A 23,279-nucleotide genomic window follows, 5' to 3' on the forward strand; every position below is an offset into this window, starting at 1 on the left:
CCGATGCCGCAGCGCGGCGTGACTCGCTACTGACATTGCGGTAAGCAAGGCCGATGCCCGAGATGCCCCTGCTCTTCGATCCGGTGAACTATGCCATCCCCGGTTTCGTGGCGCTGATCGTCGTCGAGATGCTGATCGCCCGGACGCGCGACCGGCAGCGCTATTGCCCCAGCGACACGCTCACTTCGCTGTTGCTCGGCTTCGGCAGCACCGTATCCAGCGCGCTCACCGCGGGGCTGGTCTTCGCCATTTCGATGTGGGTCTACCAGTTCCGCTTCTTCACCATCGGCTTTGCCTGGTACTGGTTCGCCATCGCCTTCGTGCTCGACGATCTCGCTTATTATTTCGCGCACCGCACCGGGCACCGCGTCCGTTGGTTCTGGGCGAGCCACGTCATCCACCATTCCAGCCAGCACTATAACCTGTCGACCGCGCTGCGGCAGACCTGGACCGGCTTTGTCAGCCTGAGCTTCCTGTTCCGCCTGCCGCTGTTCCTGATCGGCTTCCATCCGCTGATGATCTTCTTCTGCGCCGGGCTGAACCTGATCTACCAGTTCTGGATCCATACCGAGGCGATCGGCCGGATGCCGCGCTGGTTCGAGGCGGTGATGAACACCCCGTCGCACCACCGCGTCCATCACGCCACCAATCCGCGCTATCTCGACAAGAACTATGTCGGCGTCTTCATCGTCTGGGACCGGCTGCTCGGCACGTTCGAGGCGGAGCGCGAGGACGAGAAGCCGCGCTACGGCATCGTCAAGGACCTGGGCAGCTTCAACCTGCTCTGGGCGGCGTTCCACGAATGGGTGGGCATCGCGAGGGACGTATGGGCCGCGCCGGACCTCAAGTCCCGAATCCTGTACATGATCGCGCCGCCGGGCTGGAGCCATGACGGCAGCCGCGATACATCCGAGACCATCAAGGCGCGCTGGGAGGCGCGAGAGCAGCGGGGGATCGCGTGGAAGCAGCCGACATCGTCGTCATCGGCGGAGGATCCGGCGGGAGCGCCGTCGCGGGCCGCCTGAGCGAAGGCGGCAAGTACAGCGTCGCGGTGCTCGAGGCCGGTGGCCGCAACACCGGCATCAAGACGCGCATGCCCGGCATGCTCCCGTTCCAGGGCCCGGCGACCAACTGGGCCTTCGAGACGGTGCCGCAGCGCGGGCTGAACGGCCGGCGCGGCTATCAGCCCCGGGGCAAGGGGCTGGGCGGGTCGAGCGCGATCAACGCGATGCTCTATGTCCGCGGCCACGCCAGGGATTATGACGAGTGGCGCGATCTCGGTTGCCCCGGCTGGGGCTGGGACGAGATGCTCCCCTGGTTCCGCCGCGCCGAGCACAACGTCCGCGGGGCCGACGCATTCCATGGCGACAGTGGCCCGCTCTGGGTGAGCGACCAGCTCTACGCGCATGGCGGCAGCGAGGCATTCATCGAAGCCGCCGGGGCGCTGCAGATCCCGCGCAACGACGATTTCAACGGCGCGCACCAGTCGGGAGCCGGCCTCTATCAGGTGACGCAGCGCAAGGGCGAGCGCTGGACCGCCGCGCGCGCCTATCTCGAGCGTCGCGAGACTCTCGAGATCATCACCGAGGCCAGCGTGGAGCGCGTGCTGTTCGAGGACGGCCGGGTCTGGGGCGTCGCCTATCAGCGCGACGGCGTGGCGCGCGAGATCCGGGCGCGCCGGGCGGTGGTGCTCGCGGCCGGTGCCTTCCAGACGCCGCAGCTGCTGATGCTCTCCGGCATCGGCCCCGGCGAGCATCTGCGCGAGATGGGCCTGTCGGTGCGGATCGACCGGCCGGCGGTGGGCGGCAATCTCCAGGACCATCTCGACTATGTCGCCGCGTTCGAGACGCCGGGCAGCTATTTCCTCGGCCGTTCGGGCATGGGCACGCTGAAATCGCTGGGATCGATGGCGCGCTGGATGCTCACCCGCAAGGGCGGCATGACCAGCCCCTATGCCGAGGCCGGCGCGTTCCTCCGCAGCGATCCCGCGCTGGAGCGGCCGGATCTCCAGCTCCATTTCCTGATCGCCATCGTCGAGGATCATGGCCGCACGCCGGTGCAGGGGCACGGCTTCAGCTGCCATGCCTGCGTGCTGCGGCCCGAGAGCCGCGGCACGGTTCGCCTCCAGTCGCTCGATCCGCGCGTGGCGCCGCTGATCGACCCCGATTTCCTCGGCGATCCGCGCGACCTGGTATTGCTCAAACAGGGCGTGCGGACCATGTATCGCATCCTGGAAGCGCCGCAGCTGGCGCAGTACAAGGGGCGCGACCGCTATCCGATCGACCTGGCCGACGACGCCGCGCTCGAGCGGCTGATCCGCGCCCGGGCGGACACGATCTACCACCCCGTCGGCACCGCGCGCATGGGCTCGGACGAAGGCGCGGTGGTGACGCCGCGGCTCAAGCTGCGCGGGGTGGAGGGGCTCTACATCGCCGATGCCTCGATCATGCCGCGCCTGATCGGCGGCAACACCAACGCGCCGACCATCGTGATCGGCGAGCGCTGCGCCCGGTTCATCGAGGAAGACCTGGCGATCTAATTCCTCCCCCAGCTCGCTGGGGGAGGGGGACCGCGACGCATCGCGTCGTGGTGGAGGGGCGCGCCGGGCAGCGGCGTTCCCGCGCTAGCCCCTCCACCATCGCTTTGCGATGGTCCCCCTCCCCGAGACGAGCTCGGGGAGGAATGAAGAAAGAAAAAAGGGCCGGCGCTTTCGCACCGGCCCAAGTCGTCCGCAGGAGGAACCTCGGTTGGGCGCCGCGCGCGCAGGAGAGGCTGCGCGGCGCCCGATCTCGTCAGTAGTTGTAGGCGCGCTCGCCATGGGCATTGATGTCCAGGCCCTCGACCTCGACTTCCTTGCTCGGGCGGATGCCGATCGTGAACTTGAGCAGCAGGAACAGGACCAGCGACACGCCGCCCGACAGGGCCAGCGTGGTCAGCACGCCCTGGGTCTGCACCCAGAGCTGGCTGGCCATGTCGTACTTGCCGGCCACTGCCGGGATCACGGTGAAGTCCATGAAGCCCTGGCCGCCCAGCGCCGGATCGGCGACGATGCCGGTGCCGATCGCGCCGATGATGCCGCCGATGCAGTGCACCCCGAACACGTCGAGCGTATCGTCATATTTCAGTGCGTTCTTCACCGTGGTGACGAAGAAGAAGCAGCCGATCGAGGCGACGGCGCCGAGCACCACCGAAGTCATCGGGGCGGCGAAGCCGGCGGCCGGGGTGATCGCGACCAGGCCGGCGACCACGCCCGATGCGGCGCCGAGCAGCGACGGCTTGCCGTGCACCACCTGCTCGATGATCGCCCACATCGCGCCCGCCGCGGCAGTGGCGACCATGGTGTTGATGAAGGCGAGCGAGGCGAACTTGTTGGCTTCCAGGTTGGAGCCGGCGTTGAAGCCGAACCAGCCGACCCAGAGCAGCGAGGCGCCGATCATCGTCATCGTCAGCGAGTGCGGCGGCATCGGCTCGCTCTTGTAGCCCACGCGCTTGCCGATCACGAGGCAGCCGACCAGGCCGGCGATGCCCGCATTGATGTGCACCACGGTGCCGCCCGCGAAGTCGAGCGCGCCCTTGCCCCACAGGAAGCCATGGTCGTCGGGCAGGCCGGCGGTGAAGTCCGGGCCCGGCCAGTACCAGACCATGTGCGCCATCGGATAATAGACGAGGATCGACCAGGCGACGACGAAGAGGATCAGCGGCGTGAACTTCACCCGCTCGGCAAAGGCGCCGACGATCAGCGCCGGGGTGATCATCGCGAAGGTCATCTGGAAGACGACGAAGGTCGTCTCGGGCAGATAGACGCCGTTCGAGAAGGTCGCGGCGAAGGTGTTGGCGTCCACGCCCTTCATCAGCGCCTTGGAGAAGCCGCCGACGAACAGGTTGAGCGCGCCGCCATTGGTGAAGGCCATGGAATAGCCGATGGTCACCCAGAGCAGGCCGGCGACGCAGACGATGGTGAGCACCTGCATCAGCACCGAGAGCATGTTCTTGGTGCGCACCAGGCCGCCATAGAAAAGCGCCAGGCCCGGCACCGACATCATCAGCACCAGCGCGGCCGAGACCAGCATCCAGCTGACGTCGCCCTTGTTGACCATCGCGTCGGTCGGCACCACCGGCGCCGCGGCGGGCGCCTGCGCGAGCGCGGGTACGGCGGCGAACAGGGCGCCGAGCCCCGCTCCCGCGGCAATCTTCATCGCTAGTTTCATCTGGACCCCCATCTTCACAACGCCGTCTCGTCGGTCTCGCCGGTGCGGATGCGCACGGCCTGGCCGACATCGAGGACGAAAATCTTGCCATCGCCGATCGCGCCGGTGCTGGCGGCGGCCTGGATCGCTTCGACGGCGCGGTCGGCCAGATCGGCGCCCACCACGACCTCGATCTTGATCTTGGGCACCATGTTGGTGCTGTATTCCGCGCCGCGGTAGATTTCGGTCTGGCCCTTCTGGCGGCCGAACCCCTTGACCTCCGACACGGTCATGCCCGCGACGCCCACACCCGTGAGCGCCTCGCGGACTTCGTCCAGCTTGAACGGTTTTATGATGGCGATGATGAGTTTCATGTCGCCCCCTCGTTGGCGGTTATCCCGAGAGGTGCAGGAGCAAGGGGCGTGCCAAGCGCAAGAAACACGCGATTCCATGGGGTTTCCGCGCAATCAAATGTTACGCTGCGGTAAATTTTTGTGCAGTTGCGAAGGTGTGCCTAAAAACCGGGCAGCCATCCCGGGCAAGCTTGTGCCCGGATCGGCAGCAGGGCAGGGTCCGCAGGCAAAGCGGGAGGGGCCGATGACCGGCAGGTTCTGGCGGGCAGCGTGGGCGACGATCGCGATGTTCGGCGCGGCGCCGGAAGCGCGGGCCCAGACGGGGGATTTCGTCCCGCCCGCCGGCTATTCGGGCGGCGGCCCGCTGCCGGCGCTCGCTACCCCGATCGAGCCGGGGACGCCGGCACTTGCGCACCTCCCCGAGGGCAGGTTCGCCGGCCTGTTCGCGCTCGATCCCGATTACAGGAGCAACAGCGGAGTCCAGGCCAAGGTCATCGGCGCCTATGCGGTGGACGAGCCCAAGGGGACGAAGTTCGTCGAGGCCTGGGCGATCGGCTTCCTGCCCGTGAACCTGAAGTTCAGCGATGGCAGCTGCTTCCGCTTTCGCGCCGAATATACGGACGGCATGCTGGCGAATGCGCGGCTCAACCGGAGCGACTGCGATGCCCGGCGCCCGCCGGCGGCGGAGACCGGCCCTCCGCCGCCTGCCGATCGCGGCCTCCGTCCGGTTGCCACTTCCTGGGGCTATGGCGCCTGGGCCGATGACCGCACCGGCACGACGCTCGTCACTGCGCCCTTTCGCAAGGACTTCGCGCCCTTCCTCTCGGCGAAGATCAAGCTGCTCGCCTTCATGGCGATGAACAGCGTCGATGCGCCGCTCGGCAATGTGACGATGGTTGCCCGGATCGGCGGCAAGCTGACCAACATGACGCTGCTGGTCGCCTACTGAGCATGACGTGCGGCGTGGCGGGCGCTAGAAGGTGCCGGCCATGGCCCCAGCCATCTTCCTCTCCGCGCTGGCGATGACGCTGATCGTCGGCGTCCGCTACCTGCTTGCGAGCGGGGGTTTCGCGCTGGCGACCCGGCTGAGGCATCCCGGCCTGTACCGCGGCCTCGACCGCCAGATCCGCCGTGAGATCGGCTGGAGCCTGGCAAGCGCCGCCATCTATGGCGTGCCGGCCGGTGTCGTCGCCTGGGGCTGGGCCAATCGCGGCTGGACGCGGATCTATACCGATGTCCATGCCTTCCCGCTCTGGTATCTCCCCGTCTCGGTGCTGCTGTATCTGCTCGCGCACGATGCCTGGTTCTACTGGACGCATCGCTGGATGCACCGGCCGGCGCTCTTCCGCCGTATGCATGCCGTCCATCACGCCAGCCGCCCGCCCACTGCCTGGGCGGCGATGAGTTTCCATCCGTTCGAGGCGATCACCGGCGCGGTGGTCATTCCCGGCCTCGTCTTCCTCATCCCCATCCATGTCGGCGCACTGGGGCTGGTGCTGGCGATCATGACGGTGATGGGCGTCACCAACCATATGGGCTGGGAGGTCTGGCCGCGCTGGGTCTGGCGCGGGCCGCTCGGCGCCTGGTTGATCACCGCCGGCCATCACCAGCGCCATCACGAGTGCTACAACCGCAATTTCGGCCTCTATTTCCGCCATTGGGACCGGCTGTGCGGCACCGATGCCGGTCTGGGCGGCTTCGCGCCCAAAGGCCCCGACCGGTCCTGATCCGCTGCCGATCGCAGGAACCGGGTTCGCGCAGGCTGCGTTTCGCAGCTGCAACATTCGGGAAACCCAGTTCATGCGTATCCACTCTGTCGCGCTCTTCGCGGCGCTCTGTCTCATCGCCGTCCCCGCCTTCGCGCAGGACGCTGCCCCGGAGGCTCCGGAGGCCCCACCTGCCGGGCGCGCGAAGGGCGATTTCGCGATGATCGGCGTCGGCGCGGCGGTGCTGCCCGATTATGAAGGCTCGAACGACTATCGCTTTGCGCCCGTGCCGCTCGCGATCGGCAAGCTTTCGGGATTCGGCTTCGAGTTCGCCGGCACCCGGCTGAGCGTCGACCTGATTCCCGATCGCTCGGCCAGCGGCCTCGACTTCCAGGCCGGGCCCACGGTCAACGTCAATTTCAACCGCACCAGCATCGGCGCCATCGCGGATCGGCGGATCAAGGCGCTGGGCGCGCTCGACGCGGCGATCGAGGTCGGCGGTTTCGTCGGCGTCGCCAAGACCGGGGTGTTCACCAGCGACTATGACCGGATCGCCTTTCGCGCCTCCTATCGCCACGACGTGGCCGGGGTCTCCAAGGCGGGCGTGTTCAATCCCTCGATCACGTACATGACGCCGCTCAGCCGCAAGGCGATGGTCGGGCTGTTCCTTTCCGCGACCCGGGTGGAGAAGGGCTATGCCACCACCTATTTCGGCGTGACTCCCGCCGGCGCGGCCGCCAGCGGCCTGGCCGTGTGGAACCCCAAGGGCGGCTGGAAGGACTGGACCGCGGGCCTGGGTGGCGCGGTGTCGCTCAGCGGCGACCTCACCCATGGCGTGCAGCTCTTCGCCGGCGGCACCTATCGCAGGCTGATCGGCGATTTCGGCGATTCGCCGATCGTCCGCACCGCCGGCGCGCGCGGCCAGTGGCTGGGCAGCATCGGCCTTGCCTACAGCTTCTGAAGCATCGCTGGACCTGGCCGGCCCGAACGCCTAAGACTCGGCCATCCCCGGGGGACCGCGCCTGAGCGGTTGAGAGTTGGCTGAAGCCAAGACCCGCTGAACCTGATCCGGTTGAGACCGGCGTAGGGAGGGAGCGGCCTTTACCCGAAGACCGTCCTCTCCCGCCATGGAGAAGACGAATGGCCGACATCCCCGCCAAGACCGAGCTCGCCGTCACCACCGGCGCGATCCGCGGCTCTAAGAAGATCCATGTCGGCCCGCTGAAGGTCGCGATGCGCGAGATTCATCTCGAGCCGAGCGCGGGCGAGCCGCCGGTCCGGGTCTATGACACGTCGGGGCCGTATACCGATCCCGACGCTCGTATCGACATCATGGCCGGCCTGCCCGAGCTGCGCCGCGACTGGATCCGCGCGCGCGGCGACGTGGAAGAGGTCGCCCAGCGCGAAGTCCGCCCCGAGGACAATGGCCAGCTCGGCCCGGACCGTTCGGGCGGCGTCCAGCCCTTCCCGAACGTCCGCAAGAAGGTGCTGCGCGCCAGGCCGGGCATGAACGTCTCGCAGATGCACTATGCCCGGCGCGGCATCGTCACGCCCGAGATGGAATATGTCGCCGAGCGCGAGAATCTCGGCCGCGAGCGCCTGAAGGAATATGCCCGGGACGGCCAGAGCTGGGGCGCCGCCATCCCCGATTACGTGACCCCTGAGTTCGTCCGCGACGAGGTCGCCCGCGGCCGCGCGATCATCCCGAACAACATCAACCATCCGGAATCGGAGCCGATGGCGATCGGCCGCAATTTCCTGGTCAAGATCAACGCCAATATCGGCAACTCCGCCGTGGCTTCGAACGTGGCGCAGGAAGTCGACAAGATGGTGTGGGCGATCCGCTGGGGCGCCGACACGATCATGGACCTGTCGACCGGGCGCAACATCCACGACACCCGCGAATGGATCCTGCGCAATTCGCCCGTCCCCGTCGGCACCGTGCCGATCTACCAGGCGCTGGAGAAGGTCGGCGGCATCGCCGAGGACCTCACCTGGGAGATCTTCCGCGACACGCTGATCGAGCAGGCCGAGCAGGGCGTCGACTATTTCACCATCCATGCCGGCGTTCGCCTGCCCTATGTGCCGCTCACCGCGAAGCGCGTCACCGGCATCGTCAGCCGCGGCGGCTCGATCATGGCGAAATGGTGCCTGGCGCACCACAAGGAGAGCTTCCTCTACGAGAAGTTCGACGAGATCACCGAGATCATGAAGGCGTATGACATCGCCTATTCGCTTGGCGACGGCCTGCGCCCCGGCAGCATCGCCGACGCCAATGACGAGGCCCAGTTCGCCGAGCTCTATACGCTGGGCGAGCTGACCAAGCGCGCCTGGGCACAGGACGTCCAGGTGATGATCGAGGGCCCCGGCCATGTGCCGATGCACAAGATCAAGGAGAATATGGACAAGCAGCTGGAGAGCTGCGGCGAGGCGCCCTTCTACACGCTCGGGCCGCTCACCACCGATATCGCGCCGGGCTATGACCATATCACCAGCGGCATCGGCGCCGCGATGATCGGCTGGTACGGCACTGCGATGCTCTGCTACGTCACGCCCAAGGAGCATCTGGGCCTGCCGGATCGCGACGACGTCAAGGTCGGCGTCGTCACCTACAAGCTCGCCGCCCATGCCGCCGATCTCGCCAAGGGCCATCCGGCCGCCAAGGTCCGCGACGATGCGCTGAGCCGCGCCCGCTTCGAGTTCCGCTGGCGCGACCAGTTCAACCTGTCGCTCGATCCCGACACGGCGGAGCGGTATCACGACCAGACGCTGCCGGCCGAAGGCGCCAAGACCGCCCATTTCTGCTCGATGTGCGGCCCCAAATTCTGCTCGATGAAGATCACCCAGGAGGTGCGCGACTTCGCCGCGAAGCAGAATGCCCCGGTCCAGGGCTTCCTCGCCGCCGAGGACGCCGAAGCGGGCATGGCCGCGATGTCGCAGCTCTATCACGAGACCGGCCGCGAGCTCTACATGGGCCAGGGCGACCGCGAGCACGATTGAGGCGGCGCAAATGGGCTGGTTCGGCCGGCGCGGGCAGCCCCCTGTCGAGCAGCTGCTCGGCAAGTGGCGCTGCGCCACGTGCGACGATCTCCATGTCGGGCTGATGGCGCTCGCCGCCTTCGCGCCCGATCCGTGGCGGCACGGCGAGAAGCGCGAGCCCAATCATGCCCTGCGCCTGGACGGGGATTTCCTGTCCGAGGATTTCTGCGTGATCGAGGGAAGGCATTTCCTCGTCCGCGCCGTGCTGGAGATCCCCGTGCACGGGCTTGCCGAGAAATTCAGCTTCGGCTGCTGGTCGACGCTCTCGCGCGAGAATTTCGACAAATATCTCGAAGGGTTCGACGACGGTGCCTATCCCGATCGGGGCCCCTGGACCGGCTGGCTCTGCAACAGGCTGGAGACCTATCTCGGGGATGCGCCGCAGAGCGTGCATGTCTATCCGCAGCGCGATCGCCAGCGTCCGACGCTGCGGATCATGGACGACTCGCATCCCCTCGCGATCGACCAGGAACAGGGCATATCGGGCGCGCGGCTGGTCGAGATCCTGCGCTTCTACGGGCATGCACCCGCATTTTGAGCGCGCGGCATGGCCAACGCTGCGGGGTCTTGACTAGATGGGAACATATTGAGAACTTCTTGGCTCTTCCAAGCTGGAGCCTCCCATGTCCGATCCCGTCGAGCCCTGCCGCGATTTCGATTTCCAGCAGGGCCGCTGGAACGTCCGGCATCGCCGGCTCACGGCGCGGCTGGCGGGCTGCACCAGCTGGGAGGAATTCCCCGGCACCAGCGAACAGCGCCCGCTGCTCGGCGGCAACGGCAATATCGAGGACAATCTGCTCCATCTGCCCGGCGGGACCTATCGTGCCGTGGCGCTGCGCTCCCATGATCCGGCAAGCGGCAGCTGGGCGATCTGGTGGCTCGACGGCCGTGCGCCCCACAGGCTGGACGTGCCGGTGATCGGCCGCTTCGAGAATGGCGTGGGGCGCTTCCATGCCGACGACGTGCTGGATGGGCGCCCCGTCCGCCTGCGTTTCCTGTGGCTGGGGACCGACGGCGATACGCCGCGCTGGGAGCAGGCCCTCTCGCCGGACGGCGGCGCGAGCTGGGAGACCAACTGGACGATGGAATTCACGCGCGCCTGATCCGGTCTCCGTCCCGGCGGAATCATCTCCGGAACGGATGAGCCTGCGTCCATTCCCGATGCATTGGGCGCTATTCCCCCGGCATTCGCATCGGGGAGAGGGCATGGCGCGCGGTGGGAAACGATGGGCTGGAGCGCTGCTCCTCTTCGGCGGGCTCGCCCCCGCCGCCGTGGCGCAGGAACGGATCGTGCGCACCCCGGATTTCTCCGCGGTGACCACCGATGCGGTGGCGCGCCGGCTCGTACGCGAGGGGCGACTGGTCGCGATCCGCCCCTTCCCGGGTGGCCCGGACGATATCGGCTATCTTTCGCCCGCGGCGGAGGCGGCGCGCCGGCACGTCATCGGCATGCTTGGCCGCTTCGCCGAACAGGACCTGATCGACAGTCTGGAGGTCCTGCCCGAATATCGCGGCGAGAGCATCGTTCCCGTGCGTCTGCGTTTCCGCGCCGACCATAGCCGCGGCGGCGGCGCGCCGTTCGAGGCCGTGGTCGAGATCTGGTGATCGCCCGCCCCGGCAACGGCGCGCTGGCGTCGGAGCGGGCACCGGTGCAGGCTGTCGCCCGGCCGCGCCGCGAGCGCGAGGCGGCGGGCGATACAGGGTGGAGGCAGGCTATGGCACGAGGCACGAATCGAAGCATCGGCGACGCGGCGAACGCGGGGGGAGGGCGCCGCGCCATCGGGCTGGTCGCGACGATGCTGGCCTGCCTGCCCGTCGCCGCGCAGGCCCAGCGCAGCGCGATGACGGTGATCATGCCGGAGAATTCCGGCGCCAGGGCCGCGCAGGAGGATTGGGGCTATGCCGAGGCCGTGGTGGCCGGCAACACCATCTATCTTTCGGGCGTGGTCGTGGGGCTCGCGCCGGGCGAGACCGATCTCGATGCCGCGTTCGACCGCACGTTCCGCCGGATCGAGGCAAGTTTGAAGCGTGCCGGAGCGAGTTGGGACGATGTGGTGGACATCACCAGCTTCCACACCGACATCCTGCCCCAGATCGCGGCGATGAAGCGCGTCAAGCATCGCTATGTCCATGCGCCCTATCCCGCCTGGACCGCGATCGACGTCGACCGTCTGCTGCCCGACAAGGGGCTGACGGAGATCAAGATCGTTGCGGTGAAGCGCTAGATCGAGGGCTCATATTTCCGTCATTCCCGCGGGCGCAGCGCGCTTTCGATCATCGGCACCAGGCCGATCCAGTCATGCGGCAGCCGGGCGATGAGGAAGTGCTCGATGCCGTAGCCGGGATCGGCAAGGATCGTCCGGGCCGCCCGCACTGCGCCATGATAGGCACGGCAGCCATCCGACCGGATCGTATAGAGGAATCCGCGATAGCCCAGCGCCGGGGGCTCCTCCCAGACCGTACCCGTCGCAAGGGCGTCGTGCAGCGCGCTCAGCGCCGCGGCGGTTTGCGCGTCGAGCTGCCAGACCGGATTGGGCCTGCCACTGAAGACATCGAGCTCGACGCGCATCCCCTGGCTCAGTTGATCACCACCGATTTGCCCGCATAGAAGAAGTCGCAGAAATTGGTGTACGGCCCCCGCGCGCAGGTCTGCGGATCGGTGATCAGCACGCCGTTGCTGTCATAATTGCGTGCTGCCGTGCTGCCTGGCTTGTGACCCCAGAAGCCGCCGCGCTGGTGGCGATACCAGTGATAATCATAACCCGGCGCGATCACCAGCGCCATCAGGCGGCGGGGATACTCGCTTTGCGGCAGGCAGTTGCACCGCTTCTTGAGGCCATCCGCCATCGCTGCCGCCGTCACCGTGTTGCATGCCATGATGGACGTTCCGGCGCCATGCGCCCGGCCCGGCTGGGCAAAGGTGTTGGTGCGCCAGTTCCGCGCGTAATTGTAGCAGTTATTGTAGGGCTGGGTCGCCGGGTTGTTCCAGAAGGCCGGATTATACTGGCTGACCTCATATTGGCACTGGCTGCACTTGCTGTCCGGAATGGTGGTGATGAGCGGGTTGCTCGGCGCCGGGGGCGGGGGCGGCGGCCCCGGGGGCTTCCGCATCAGGCGTGCGGTCACCTGCATCCATTCCAGCGCGGTCTCGCGCAGCTTCTCGTCGAGCGGCGTCACGGCGTGCTCGACCAGCCGGACCTCGGAGCGGAGCGGCATGGTCTCGATGAGCAGGCGCGCAAGCTCGCCCGAAGCATCGAGATTCTCCTTTCCCGTCGGCCCGACCGCGAATTTCTGCGGGAGCCCACGCGGCGCCCGGACGTCGTCGAGGATATTCTCGACACGAACCTCGCGGAAGCCGAGCCCGTTATATCCCGCGCCGGACTTGGTCACCGCCGCGCGCATTTCACGGGCGGCACCGAGCAGCTTCCTGGCTGCCTCTTCCTCCGTGATCATCCAGACCGGATTGGGCCTGCCCGAGAACATATCCACTTCAATGCGTAGCATGATCGATTCTCCCCAGTAGAAGAATTTGCGTCATGCGACCCGCGAACTGTCGAAGAATATTATTGGCGGACCCGAATTATCACGCGGAGTTTCGTTGCAATTCGTCAACGACTCGACGCATGGAGGCGATAGATAATCACCGTATTCGGATTCAGGCAATCAAATACACTGGAAGAATAGTCCATTTTGGGTAACCGCCTTCTCGGCGGGCGCGCCCGTTCGGCCGCCGCTGCCTGACAGGATCCGGAGACCAGATGCCGCAACTCGCCCATATCGCCCTCATCGTCCGCGACTATGACGAGGCCCTTGCCTTCTATGTCGGCAAGCTGGGCTTCACGCTGGTCGAGGACAGCTACCAGCCCGATCAGGACAAGCGCTGGGTCACGATCCGCCCGCCCGGCGCGCCGGAAGGGGCGACCACCATCCTGCTCGCCCGCGCCGCCTCGCCGGAACAGGAAGCCGCGATCGGCAACCAGGCGGCGGGCCGCGTCTTCCTGTTCCTCGCCACTGACGATTTCGAGCGCGACCATGCCGCCTTCACCGGGGCCGGGGTTCGCTTCGTCCGCCCGCCGGCCGAGCAGCCCTATGGCAAGGTCGCGGTGTTCGAGGATCTCTACGGCAATCGCTGGGACCTGATCGCATTTGCTCCGCGCTGAAGACGGCGGCGGTCCATCGATGCTAGCGTGCCCGTCCGAAGGGAGCCCCGCGCATGGACACCGAACCGCACCCGTTGCTCGCGCCGCAGACCGCCCGCGCCACGCTCCGCGCGGGCGATCGCTTCGTGATGGAGGCGGAGGCGCGCGCCACGCCGCTCGGCCTGCTCGCGGCCGGGGGAATAGTCGCGGCGATCCTGCTCGCGATTCCGCCGATCGTGCGCGCCAGGCGCACCCCAAAAGCGCTTCCGCCACCCCAGCCCTGACAGTCCCCGCGATCCGGAGGGGTGCGCGCGGCGCCCCGGCCGCTCAGATGCCCCGGCGGCGCTTCCAGTCGAGCGCCACGCCGATGCGCTGGTCCCAGCTGCCGTCCCAGCGAGTCTCCAGCCCATGCGCCTCGAGCTCGGCGACGATCTCGCGCGCCACCGCCAGCGCCGCGTCCTCGCCTTCGTCGCAGGCGCCATAGTTGAGGTACAGTCCGCCGCCGTCCACGGCGCTTTCGGTGTCCTGCATATGGTAGAAGGCATAGCCGCGCGCCGCGCCTCCCGCATCCTCCGCCGCACGCACCTCGTCCCAGATCTCGGTCGCGCCGCAATTGCCGCAGCAGCTGAAGTTCTGGCGGGCGATCACGCCGCTCTCCTCCAGCGCGGCGAAAGCGGCGTCGAGCCGGTCGCAATCGGTCTCGCCGGGCCAGAGGCGCTCGGCGGCGCGCTGTTCGGCCAGCGCCTGGCGGAGCAGCTTCTGCGCGAGCGGGCGCAGCTCGTCGGGAGACAGGTCGTCGGCAAAGGCGTCGGACGCGTTGGTCAGAATCGCGTCCTCGTCATAGAAGCCGCTCGCCACGTCGCGGCGGATCTGGTCGCGCACCCATTCGGTCTTCTCGGCCAGCGGCGTTGCCGGGGGCGCCAGCGCGGCCTCCGGCTGCGGCGCGGCGCGCTTGCCGAACAGGCGGCCGAACAGCGACTTCATTGCTTCCTCCATCGTCGGGAGGGGAAGATAGCAACCCCGGCGGCCCGCGCCTATGCCGCGCGCCGCAAAAACGGATCAGAACATGCCGGGCACGTCGCGCTGCGGCACGCTCGGCCGGGCGGGCGCGAGCAATTCATGGGCCGCCGCGCTGCCGGTTTCGGTGGCGCTCCTCGCGGCGGCGGTGGCGGTGACGGCGCTGATCGCGGTGCAGCTCTTGCCCTGGATGAAGTCGAGCGCGGCGCGCGTCGACGCCTCGCGCGCATCGCCCATGGGATAGGCGATGTCGTCCGACGCGCGGCAGCTTGCCCGCACCGTGCCGGCGAGCCCGGTGAAATAGGCGCCCTGGTGATCGCGATTCTGCAGGGCGAAGGCGATGATGCGGAAACGGTCGTCGCAGGCGGTCTTGTCGATGGCGATCTGGCCCACCGGCTTGCCATAGGTGTTGGTGCCGACCAGCGCGAGGTTGGTGCCGAGATAGGGCAGCATGCCGGCGACGACGAGCTCGCTGGCCGATGCGGTGCTGGACGTGCCGATGACGGCGACCCGGGTCGGTGCGATCGATTGGGCCTGGGGCGCGAAATAGGCGGTGCTGTTCTCCGCCGACTTGCTCGGGCGGAAGGTCATATAGTCGAACACGTCCGAAGTCGCCCGGTTCGCGCCCATCAGGTTGCCCATCAGCTCGGCGATCGAGACGAGCCCGCCGCCATTGTAGCGCAGGTCGATGATCACTTCGGTCACGCCGGCGGCGCGGAACTGGGCGAAGGCGGCGCGCAGGGGCGAATCGGCGGTGTTGATGAAGGTGCGCAGGTTGACATAGCCGACGCGGTGGCCGCCATCGTCGATGATCTTGGCGCCGTAGCGCGCGGAGACCGGGGTGAGCGCATAGTCGGTCTTGGCGATGGTCACCACGCGGGTGCCGGCGGCGGCGTCGTTCACGCGCATGGTGCGGCTGGTGCCGGCGGTGTTGGGCCCGAGCGCGTCGGTCAGCGCGGCGGTGCCGCCGCCGGCGAGGATGTCGCTCACGTTGCGCAGGTTGGCGGCGCTGGTGCCGATCGCCTGGATCTCGGTGCCGCGGTCGATCCCGGCGGTGAGCGCGCTGGTGCCCTCGAACGTCTCGGCGGAGTAGAGCCGGTTGCCGTCGAGATAGAGGCGGAAGCCGAAGCCCGCGCTCGAGCCCGAATTATAATAGGCATTCTCCTCGGCGATCGAGGTGACGTAGGTGAAATAGCGGTCGCGCCCCTGGGCCCGCGCGGTGGCGGTGAGCGCGTCGACATAGGCGCCGACACTGGCATAGGGCGTGGGATCGAGGCTTGCGGGCAGCGTCTCGGGGAAGAGATACCATTCGTTGAGCTGCGCGGCGGCCCAGTCCTGGCGCTCGCGCAGGGTGCAGCCCGCGGCCGTGGGGGTTGGCGTGACGGTCGGCGTCGGCGTTACGCTGCCGGTCGATCCGCCGCCGCCCGAGACGGACCCGCTGCCGCCTCCGCCGCCGCTGCAGGCGGAAAGGGAAAGCGCGATCAGGGCAGTCAGGGTACGACGCATGCAAAGTCTCCTCGCCGGCCAGCCTAAGTCAAGCGCGGGACCAAGTCATCCTGTCGTATATGTGTAATCTAGTCCTGTAGTGGCGGCAGCGCCCAGTCGATCGGTTTCATGCCCCGGCTCTTCAGGAATTCGTTGGCCTTGGAGAAATGACGGCTGCCGAAAAAGCCCGAATGGGCGGAAAGGGGGGAGGGATGCGGCGCCTTGAGCACCAGATGGCGGCCGCCGCGATCGATCGAATCGACGAACGCCGCCTTCTTCTGGGCATGGCTGCCCCAGAGCAGGAAGACCACCGGTTCGGTGCGGGCGTTGACGAGGCGGATCACCGCATCGGTGAACCGCTCCCAGCCGCGCCCCTGGTGCGATGCGGCCATGCCCATCTGCACGGTGAGCACCGCGTTGAGAAGGAGGACGCCCTGCCCGGCCCAATGTTCGAGAAAGCCGTGCCGCGCCGGCGGGATGCCGAGATCGGCCTCCATCTCCTTGTAGATGTTGACCAGGCTGGGCGGGGTGCGCACGCCGGGCCGCACCGAGAAGCACAGCCCGTGCGCCTGGCCCTCGCCATGATAGGGATCCTGGCCGAGGATGACGACGCGGACGCCCTCGAGCGGCGTCAGGTCGAGCGCGCGGAACCATTCGCTGCCCGCCGGGAAGATGCGCTTGCCCGCCGCCTTCTCGGCGACGAGGAACTGGCGGAGGGCCGCCATGTACGGATCGGCGAACTCGCCCTGCAGCGGTTCGAGCCAGCTCGGATGGAGTTTCACCTCGGCCATGGCCTCCTGTCCGAAAGCGGCGCCGCCCTGTCAATTGCCTCGCGCGCGGCAATCGCGCCGCAAGGGGCAGCGCGCGCAGTCGGTGGCATCGAACCGGCACAGCGTCTGGCCGAGTTTCTTGGTGCCGATATGGAAGTCGAGAAAGTCGCGGCCCCGCCATTCGGGCATCGCCCGGGTCACGGCCTCGCTCGCCGCGCGGCCCTCGGCGCCGCGGCGGACGAAGCCGGTGCGCTGGAGCACGCGCAGCACATGGCTGTCGACGATCAGCACCGGGCGGTCGAGCGTACTGGCATTGAGCGTGGCGGCGGCGACCTTGCGGCCGACCCCCGGCAACCGCTCGAGCCAGGCCAGCGCGTCGTCGAGCGGCAGGTCGCCGAGAAAGCCGAGATCGAACCCCCGGCGTTCCGCCGCGATCCGCCCGAGCGCGTGGGTGACGTAACGCGCCTTGTCCTCGGCATGGGTGACCGCGCCGATGCAGCGCAGCACTTCCGCCGGGCCCGCGGCGAGCACCCGGGCCGGCGTTCCGAACGCGGCGACGAGCCGGTCATAGGCGGCCAGCGACACCGCGTCCCGGGTCCGCCCGCTGATCATCGACTTGACCAGCGCCCCGATCGGCGAGCGGCGGGGTAGCGGCCCGGCCAAAGCGCGGATAGGCTCCAGCGCGCGCTGCCAGCGCTGGATGTCGTCGTGCCCGCAGAATCCGAAGCCCGATTGCATGGCGGCAGATTGGAACAAAATAAGAACGATGGCAATGGGCGGGCCTGCACATTGTCCGTGGCAACAGGAGGAGAGCCGATGCCGTTCACTGGAAGCTGCCATTGCGGCGCGATCGCCTACACGGTCGCGGAGGACCCGCCCGGCCAGGCGATGCAATGCAATTGCTCGATCTGCCGCCGCAAGGCGCCGCTCCATCATTTCACCACGCCGGAGCGGTTCACCCTTCACACCCCGCGCGATGCGGTGGCGACCTATCGCTTCAACCATCACGTCATCGATCATCACTTCTGCAGGAACTGCGGCGTCGCGCCCTTTGCCGAGGGGCAGGGGCCGAGCGGACCGATGGTGGAGATCAACCTGCGCTGCGCCGACGGGATCGACCTCGATGCCCTCAACGTGCAGCTTTATGACGGGGCGAGCCGCTGAGCGCTGGCCCTGGCGGCGCGGCGGTGGCAGAGGATCGGCATGCACCTTTCCCATGATCCCGCCGCCCCGGCCGCCGAGACGATCGGCTTCGACCAGTTCCTGTCCGTCGACATCCGGGTCGGCACGATCGTCGAGGCGCAGCCTTTCCCCGAGGCGCGCAAGCCGGCCTACAAGCTGCTGATCGATTTCGGCCCCACCATCGGCCGCAAGCGCTCCTCGGCGCAGATCACCGAGCATTACACGCTGGAGGAACTGCCGGGGCTCCAGGTCGCCGCGGTCGTCAATTTCCCGCCGCGCCAGATCGGCAAGTTCATGTCCGAAGTGCTGACCCTTGGCTTTCCCGATGAGACCGGCAAGGTGGTGTTGTTCCATCCCTCCAGGCCGGTGCCCGATGGCGGCCGGCTCTTCTGACCGGTAGCGTTAACATTTTTCGTTGAAACGTTCCGGACACAGGCATAGCCTCGCCGCAAAATAATGTGGGGGAGGCAAATATGACCAAGCGACTGGCGCTCGCCGCCATGGCCCTGTCGGTTCCGGCAATATCGATTCCGGCAATGGGGTCCGCCCCGCTCGCCGCGCAGGACGCGGCGCCGGCGGCGGAGCCCGGGATACTCAACAACGCCGATCCGGACAGCTTCCAGGTCTATGGCCTGCCGGGCGGGGCCAAGCCGGCGTCGATCAGGGATGCCAAGGTCCAGTTCGGCAAGGCGATCCGGGTCGAGACGCCGGGGGGCGGCAATGCCTGGAGCGTCGGGGTCAACACGCCGCTCCAGGCGGGAGTGAAAAGGGGCGACAAGCTGCTCATCGCCTTCTACGCCCGGGTGGAAAAGCCGGCCGAAGGCGCCGCCACCGCGACGATCGCCTCGGCCCAGCTCCAGCTAGCCGCGGCACCCTATACCAAATTGTTCGGCGAGGGCGTCACGGTCGGGCCCGAGTGGAAGCTCTACAAGGTCGCCGGCCATGCCGATCGCGACTATGCCAAGGGCGAGCTTGCCGCGGCGCTGCACCTCAACACCGCCAGGCAGACGCTCGACATCGGCGCGATGGCGGTGCTGGACTTCGGCCAGAAGCCCTGAGCCGCGCGTGGAAGGGAAAGTCGCGGTTGCGTCGCGGCCATGCGTGGGCCAGTTCGTCCCGACGATAAACATCCGGAGAGCGAACCGCGTGGCTGACGAACCCATCAAAGGACCGGCTTACTATTTCCCGTCCATCGAGAAGAAATATGGGCGGCCCATCGGCGAATGGCAGGAACTGGTGCGCAAGGCGCTGCCGGCCAAGCACATGGAACTGGTCGCCCTGCTGAAGGACGAGCACGGCATGGGCCATGGGCATGCCAATGCCGTGGTCGCCCATGTGCTGGCGGCGGACAAGGGCTAGGCCCGCACCACCGTGACCAGATAGTTCAGCGCCTCGCCGGTGCCGGTCACGAAGCCGCGCGCCGGCGAGAAGCCCAGGCCGGTGCGGTCGATCACCTTCAGTCCGGCGGCGACCAGCAGGTCCTCCAGCTCCTCGGGGCGGAGGAACTTGCGCCAGTCGTGCGTCCCCGGCGGGATCGCGCCCGCGCCCTCGGCCAGGGTGATCATCGCCAGGTGCGAGACGAGCGTGCGGTTGGGGGTGGAGAGGATCATCAGCCCGCCCTCGGCCAGCGCGCCCGCCAGCGCGGCGACGAACGCCGCCGGGTCGGTGACGTGCTCGATCACTTCCATCGAGGTGACGAGGTCGAAGGTGCGTCCCGGCAGGCCCTCGATCCCGCCGGCGACATATTCGATGGCGAGCCCCGTGGTGGCGGCATGCGCGCGGGCGGCGCCGATATTCTCCGGCGCGGCGTCGATGCCGGTCACCGTCGCCCCCAGCCGGGCGAGCGGTTCGGCGAGCAGGCCGGCGCCGCAGCCGACATCGATCGCGGTCTTGCCGGCCAGCGGCGTGAAGCGCGTGGAATCGCCGCCCCAATGCGCATCGACCGCGGCGCGGACATAGCCCAGCCGCGCCGGATTGAGCCGGTGCAGCATCGCCGAGGAGCCCTTCGGATTCCACCAGTCCGCCGCCAGCTTGCCGAAATGCGCAGCTTCACGCGGGTCAATCGTAGCTTTGGTTGCGCTTGCCATGCGCCGCTCCTATCAGGGCGCCCCATCATCGTCATCCCCGCGAGCGCGGGGACCCAGGCCCGCAAAGCAGACAGGCTCTTTATCCATGGCGCGTATCGTGATGAAGTTCGGCGGCACCTCGATGGCTGGCATCGAGCGCATCCGGAGCGTCGCGGCGCGGGTCAAACGCGAATGGGAAGCCGGCAACCAGGTGGCGGTGGTCGTCTCGGCCATGGCCGGCGAGACCGATCGGCTGGTCAATTTCTGCCGTGAGGCGAGCTCGCTCTACGATCCGCGCGAATATGACGTGGTCGTGTCGAGCGGCGAGCAGATCACTTCCGGGCTGCTCGCGGTCGCGCTCCAGGCGATCGGCGTGCCCGCGCGTTCCTGGCTCGGCTCGCAAGTGGCGATCCACACCGATGCCGCGCATGCCAAGGCGCGCATCCGCTCGATCGATTCCGCCGGGCTCGAAGCCGGCTGGTCGCGCGGCGAGGTCGCGGTGATCCCCGGCTTCCAGGGCATCGCCAATGACGGCAGCAACCGGGTCACCACGCTCGGGCGCGGCGGGTCGGACACGTCGGCGGTGGCGGTGGCGGCGGCGGTGAAGGCCGATCGCTGCGACATCTATACCGATGTGGACGGAGTCTACACCACCGATCCGCGCATCGTCCCCCGGGCCCGCAAGCTCAAGAAGGTGACGTACGAGGAGATGCTGGAGCTTGCCAGCGTCGGGGCCAAGGTGCTCCAGACGCGCTCGGTGGGCCTGGCGATGAAGGAACAGGTCCGCGTCCAGGTGCTGTCGTCGTTCACCGGCGACGATGCCCCGATGGCGGACACGCTGCCCGGAACGATGATCGTGGGCGAAGAGGAGATTCAGGACGTGGAAAGCCAGCTCATCACCGGCATCGCGCACGACAAGAACGAAGCGAAGATCACCCTCACCGCAGTGCCCGACAAGCCCGGCGCGGTGGCGACGATCTTCAATCCGCTGGCCGAGGCCAACATCAACGTCGACATGATCATCCAGAACATCGCGCACCAGAGCACGGGCTCGGCAAGCGCGACCGACGTGACCTTCACCGTGCCGGCGGCCGATCTGGCGCGCTCGATCGAGGCGCTCAACCAGGCCAAGGGCTCGATCGGTTTCACCGATCTGCTGCAGGACACGCGCGTCGCCAAGATCTCGGTGGTGGGCGTGGGCATGCGCAGCCATGCGGGCGTGGCGGCGACCATGTTCAAGACGCTCGGCGAGCGCGGAATCAACATCCAGGCGATCACCACTTCGGAGATCAAGGTCAGCGTCCTGATCAACGAGGACGAGACCGAGCTGGCGGTGCGCATCCTCCACACCGCCTATGGCCTCGACGCGACCGACGAAGCGGCCTGATCCGCTTTTCCGCCGCGGCGGCAACATGTCGTAACATGCGGCGCGATGCTGCCATGTTTCGGTCGCGCCGCCGCCGCGCGGCAATGGTTGGGGCGAAGCCGTGATGCGGTGGCCTTCCCGTCCCTTCGCCGATTCGGGACTGCTCCGCAGGCGGGGCGCCGCATTGCTGCTCGCGCTCGCCATCGAGCTGCTGCTCGTGCTGCTCCTGCTCTTCTTCGTGCCGCCGGTGCCGGGCCGCAAGGATGGCGGGCGCACCACCGTATTCGGGATCGAGGCGTCGAAGGGCGAGGACAGCCCCGACAAGAAGCCGGCCGAGAAGCAGCAGCAGAAGAAGGCGGCGAAGGCGCAGCGCGCCCCGGCCCAGACCCAGCCGCCGCCGCCGGTGCCCGTGCCGGTCGAGACGCCGGTGCCGGTGGGGCCGCCGACTTTCCTCAAGCTGAGCCGCAACGATTATCGGCAGGGCGACATCGCCAAGGTGCCGTCGCGCGCGAGCGATGCCGATGCGTCCGACAATGCGAACGCCAACACGGGCGGCGGCGGGCATGCGGACGATAGTCCGGTCGTGGGCAAGGCGCCCAATGGCGAGCCGCTCTATGGCGTGGAATGGTATCGAAAGCCGACCAATGCGGAGCTCGAATTCTATCGGCCGCGCAACGGGATCAAGACCGGCATCGGCAAGCTCGCCTGCAGGACGGCGCCGCGCTACCGGGTGGTCGATTGCCAGATCATCGGCCAGTCGCCGGCCGGGTCCGGCTTCGGCAATGCAGCGCTGCAGGCGTCCTGGCAGTTCCTCCTGCGACCGCCCCGGCTGGGAGGCAAGAGCCTGATAGGCGTCTGGGTATTCGTCGATATCGAATATTATACCGTCGAGGTCAGGAAGTAACGCCGGGCTTGCCCCGAGGCGCCCGGCACGGCTAGGCCGCTATCCATGACGATCGGACAAGAAAGATTGAAGCGCCGGATGGCGCGTGGATGCGAATTTTTAGGTAGTGAGGTCGCCATCCTGGGCGGCGCCATGTCCTGGGTGTCCGAGCGCAACCTGGTTGCCGCCATCTCCAATGCCGGCGGCTTCGGCCTGATCGCCTGCGGCGCGATGACGCCCGAGCTGCTTGACGCGGAGATCGCCGGCACCAAGGCGCTCACCGCGAGGCCCTTCGGCGTCAATCTGATCACCATGCACCCGCAGCTGTTCGAGCTGATCGAGGTCTGCAACCGGCATGCCGTCGGCCATGTCGTCCTCGCGGGCGGGCTGCCGCCGGCGGGCTCGCTCGACGCGATCAAGGCCAATGGCGCGAAGCTGATCTGCTTCGCCCCCGCGCTCAGCCTGGCCAAGAAGCTGATCCGCTCGGGGGTCGACGCGCTGGTGGTCGAGGGCATGGAGGCCGGCGGCCATATCGGTCCGGTCTCGACCAGCGTGCTCGCCCAGGAGATCCTGCCCGAAGTGGCCGAGCAGGTGCCCGTGTTCGTCGCGGGCGGCATCGGCCGGGGCGAGGCGATCGCCGGCTATCTCGACATGGGCGCGGCCGGCGTCCAGCTGGGCACGCGCTTCGTCTGCGCGACCGAGAGCATCGCGCATGCGAACTTCAAGAAGGCTTTCATCCGCGCCTCGGCGCGCGATGCCACCGCCAGCGTGCAGATCGATCCGCGCCTGCCGGTGATCCCGGTGCGGGCGCTCAAGAATGCCGGCGGCGAGCTGTTCACCGCCAAGCAGCGCGAAGTCGCGCAGCTGCTCGACGAGGGCAAGGTCGAGATGGCGGAGGCGCAGCTCCAGATCGAGCATTACTGGGCCGGGGCGCTGCGCCGCGCGGTGATCGACGGCGATGTCGAGCATGGCAGCGTGATGGCAGGTCAGTCGGTCGGCATGGTGACGAAGGAAGAGCCGGTCGCGGACATCATCGCGACGCTGATGGCCGAAGCCGCCCATGCGCTGGAGAAGCGCGCGGCCTGA

The 23,279-nt window shown here is 67.9% G+C and carries 28 protein-coding genes and 1 riboswitch; of the genes, 19 read left to right on the forward strand and 9 right to left on the reverse strand.

Going from position 1 to position 23,279, the window contains the following annotated elements; translation table 11 throughout:
- Positions 1-53 precede the first annotated feature (53 nt).
- Positions 54-1,025, forward strand: a complete 972-nt coding sequence (locus tag CAP40_RS02975; protein ID WP_086127849.1) for a sterol desaturase family protein — start codon at positions 54-56, stop codon at positions 1,023-1,025.
- Positions 959-2,539 (forward strand): GMC family oxidoreductase, encoded by a 1,581-nt coding sequence (locus CAP40_RS02980; RefSeq protein WP_086127850.1) that lies wholly within the window; start codon positions 959-961, stop codon positions 2,537-2,539. The genes CAP40_RS02975 and CAP40_RS02980 overlap by 67 nt, the downstream gene beginning before the upstream one ends.
- A 253-nt stretch (positions 2,540-2,792) precedes the next feature.
- On the opposite strand, the gene CAP40_RS02985 is transcribed toward CAP40_RS02980, so the two are convergent.
- Positions 2,793-4,208: an ammonium transporter gene (locus CAP40_RS02985; RefSeq protein ID WP_086128422.1), complete on the reverse strand. Its 1,416-nt coding sequence runs from the start codon at positions 4,206-4,208 to the stop codon at positions 2,793-2,795.
- Between the two features lie 14 nt (positions 4,209-4,222).
- Complete coding sequence (locus tag CAP40_RS02990; RefSeq protein ID WP_086127851.1) at positions 4,223-4,561, reverse strand: P-II family nitrogen regulator; 339 nt, start codon at positions 4,559-4,561, stop codon at positions 4,223-4,225.
- Between the two features lie 223 nt (positions 4,562-4,784).
- Between CAP40_RS02990 and CAP40_RS02995 the strand changes: the two genes are divergently transcribed.
- From CAP40_RS02995 to CAP40_RS03030, 8 genes are all read left to right on the forward strand, one after another.
- The gene (locus CAP40_RS02995) at positions 4,785-5,489 is read left to right on the forward strand and encodes a hypothetical protein (RefSeq protein ID WP_144034209.1); all 705 of its coding nucleotides are present in this window, start codon (positions 4,785-4,787) and stop codon (positions 5,487-5,489) included.
- Positions 5,490-5,529: 40 nt separating this feature from the next.
- A complete protein-coding gene (locus CAP40_RS03000) occupies positions 5,530-6,267 on the forward strand; it encodes a sterol desaturase family protein (protein ID WP_086127853.1) in 738 nt (245 codons plus the stop codon).
- A gap of 73 nt (positions 6,268-6,340) precedes the next feature.
- A complete protein-coding gene (locus tag CAP40_RS03005) occupies positions 6,341-7,207 on the forward strand; it encodes a MipA/OmpV family protein (protein WP_086127854.1) in 867 nt (288 codons plus the stop codon).
- A gap of 38 nt (positions 7,208-7,245) precedes the next feature.
- Positions 7,246-7,353: riboswitch (TPP riboswitch) on the forward strand.
- 33 nt (positions 7,354-7,386) lie between these two features.
- Positions 7,387-9,246: a phosphomethylpyrimidine synthase ThiC gene (thiC, locus tag CAP40_RS03010; protein WP_086127855.1), complete on the forward strand. Its 1,860-nt coding sequence runs from the start codon at positions 7,387-7,389 to the stop codon at positions 9,244-9,246.
- A 10-nt stretch (positions 9,247-9,256) separates the two neighbouring features.
- Complete coding sequence (locus tag CAP40_RS03015) at positions 9,257-9,823, forward strand: DUF2199 domain-containing protein (protein WP_086127856.1); 567 nt, start codon at positions 9,257-9,259, stop codon at positions 9,821-9,823.
- 85 nt (positions 9,824-9,908) lie between these two features.
- Positions 9,909-10,388, forward strand: a complete 480-nt coding sequence (locus CAP40_RS03020; protein ID WP_086127857.1) for a DUF1579 domain-containing protein — start codon at positions 9,909-9,911, stop codon at positions 10,386-10,388.
- 103 nt (positions 10,389-10,491) lie between these two features.
- Positions 10,492-10,890, forward strand: coding sequence for a hypothetical protein (locus CAP40_RS03025; protein ID WP_086127858.1), 399 nt, complete (start codon positions 10,492-10,494; stop codon positions 10,888-10,890).
- 110 nt (positions 10,891-11,000) lie between these two features.
- Complete coding sequence (locus tag CAP40_RS03030; protein WP_144034210.1) at positions 11,001-11,510, forward strand: Rid family hydrolase; 510 nt, start codon at positions 11,001-11,003, stop codon at positions 11,508-11,510.
- 20 nt (positions 11,511-11,530) lie between these two features.
- On the opposite strand, the gene CAP40_RS03035 is transcribed toward CAP40_RS03030, so the two are convergent.
- Entirely contained in the window at positions 11,531-11,854 is a 324-nt protein-coding gene (locus CAP40_RS03035) for a hypothetical protein (RefSeq protein ID WP_086127860.1), read from the reverse strand.
- Positions 11,855-11,862: 8 nt separating this feature from the next.
- A complete protein-coding gene (locus CAP40_RS03040; RefSeq protein ID WP_144034211.1) occupies positions 11,863-12,789 on the reverse strand; it encodes a hypothetical protein in 927 nt (308 codons plus the stop codon).
- 254 nt (positions 12,790-13,043) lie between these two features.
- On the opposite strand from CAP40_RS03040, the gene CAP40_RS03045 reads away from it, so the two are divergent.
- Together CAP40_RS03045 and CAP40_RS03050 are read left to right on the forward strand one after the other, a co-directional pair.
- Positions 13,044-13,445 carry a VOC family protein gene (locus tag CAP40_RS03045; RefSeq protein ID WP_086127862.1) on the forward strand — a complete coding sequence of 134 codons (402 nt, stop codon included), beginning with the start codon at positions 13,044-13,046 and terminating at the stop codon, positions 13,443-13,445.
- 53 nt (positions 13,446-13,498) lie between these two features.
- Positions 13,499-13,708 (forward strand): hypothetical protein, encoded by a 210-nt coding sequence (locus CAP40_RS03050; protein ID WP_086127863.1) that lies wholly within the window; start codon positions 13,499-13,501, stop codon positions 13,706-13,708.
- Between the two features lie 43 nt (positions 13,709-13,751).
- Here the strand turns inward: CAP40_RS03050 and CAP40_RS03055 are convergent, their stop codons facing one another.
- From CAP40_RS03055 to nth, 4 genes are all read right to left on the reverse strand, one after another.
- Positions 13,752-14,408: a hypothetical protein gene (locus CAP40_RS03055; RefSeq protein ID WP_086128423.1), complete on the reverse strand. Its 657-nt coding sequence runs from the start codon at positions 14,406-14,408 to the stop codon at positions 13,752-13,754.
- A 75-nt stretch (positions 14,409-14,483) separates the two neighbouring features.
- Positions 14,484-15,947: a S41 family peptidase gene (locus tag CAP40_RS03060; protein WP_086127864.1), complete on the reverse strand. Its 1,464-nt coding sequence runs from the start codon at positions 15,945-15,947 to the stop codon at positions 14,484-14,486.
- Between the two features lie 68 nt (positions 15,948-16,015).
- Positions 16,016-16,717, reverse strand: coding sequence for a uracil-DNA glycosylase (ung, locus tag CAP40_RS03065; protein ID WP_086127865.1), 702 nt, complete (start codon positions 16,715-16,717; stop codon positions 16,016-16,018).
- A 30-nt stretch (positions 16,718-16,747) separates the two neighbouring features.
- Positions 16,748-17,434 (reverse strand): endonuclease III, encoded by a 687-nt coding sequence (nth, locus tag CAP40_RS03070; protein ID WP_179187868.1) that lies wholly within the window; start codon positions 17,432-17,434, stop codon positions 16,748-16,750.
- A gap of 78 nt (positions 17,435-17,512) precedes the next feature.
- On the opposite strand from nth, the gene CAP40_RS03075 reads away from it, so the two are divergent.
- The 4 genes from CAP40_RS03075 to CAP40_RS20700 all read left to right on the forward strand — a co-directional run bounded on the left by CAP40_RS03075 (position 17,513) and on the right by CAP40_RS20700 (position 19,237).
- Positions 17,513-17,860 carry a GFA family protein gene (locus tag CAP40_RS03075; protein WP_086128424.1) on the forward strand — a complete coding sequence of 116 codons (348 nt, stop codon included), beginning with the start codon at positions 17,513-17,515 and terminating at the stop codon, positions 17,858-17,860.
- Positions 17,861-17,899: 39 nt separating this feature from the next.
- Positions 17,900-18,271, forward strand: a complete 372-nt coding sequence (locus CAP40_RS03080) for a tRNA-binding protein (RefSeq protein ID WP_086127867.1) — start codon at positions 17,900-17,902, stop codon at positions 18,269-18,271.
- An 80-nt stretch (positions 18,272-18,351) separates the two neighbouring features.
- Positions 18,352-18,936: a hypothetical protein gene (locus tag CAP40_RS03085; protein ID WP_144034213.1), complete on the forward strand. Its 585-nt coding sequence runs from the start codon at positions 18,352-18,354 to the stop codon at positions 18,934-18,936.
- Positions 18,937-19,024: 88 nt separating this feature from the next.
- Positions 19,025-19,237 carry a DUF4287 domain-containing protein gene (locus CAP40_RS20700; RefSeq protein ID WP_086127869.1) on the forward strand — a complete coding sequence of 71 codons (213 nt, stop codon included), beginning with the start codon at positions 19,025-19,027 and terminating at the stop codon, positions 19,235-19,237.
- On the opposite strand, the gene ubiG is transcribed toward CAP40_RS20700, so the two are convergent.
- Positions 19,234-19,965: a bifunctional 2-polyprenyl-6-hydroxyphenol methylase/3-demethylubiquinol 3-O-methyltransferase UbiG gene (gene ubiG / locus CAP40_RS03095; protein ID WP_086127870.1), complete on the reverse strand. Its 732-nt coding sequence runs from the start codon at positions 19,963-19,965 to the stop codon at positions 19,234-19,236. The two genes, CAP40_RS20700 and ubiG, sit on opposite strands and share 4 nt — an antisense overlap.
- 85 nt (positions 19,966-20,050) lie before the next feature.
- Between ubiG and CAP40_RS03100 the strand changes: the two genes are divergently transcribed.
- The 3 genes from CAP40_RS03100 (at position 20,051) to CAP40_RS03110 (ending at position 23,279) form a co-directional block, all read left to right on the forward strand.
- Entirely contained in the window at positions 20,051-21,331 is a 1,281-nt protein-coding gene (locus tag CAP40_RS03100) for an aspartate kinase (protein WP_086127871.1), read from the forward strand.
- A gap of 103 nt (positions 21,332-21,434) precedes the next feature.
- The gene (locus CAP40_RS03105; RefSeq protein WP_086127872.1) at positions 21,435-22,214 is read left to right on the forward strand and encodes a hypothetical protein; all 780 of its coding nucleotides are present in this window, start codon (positions 21,435-21,437) and stop codon (positions 22,212-22,214) included.
- A gap of 78 nt (positions 22,215-22,292) precedes the next feature.
- Positions 22,293-23,279, forward strand: a complete 987-nt coding sequence (locus tag CAP40_RS03110; RefSeq protein WP_086127873.1) for a nitronate monooxygenase family protein — start codon at positions 22,293-22,295, stop codon at positions 23,277-23,279.

It is taken from the genome of Sphingomonas sp. IBVSS2 (assembly GCF_002127225.1).
In the GTDB taxonomy this organism is placed as follows: Bacteria; Pseudomonadota; Alphaproteobacteria; order Sphingomonadales; family Sphingomonadaceae; genus Sphingomonas.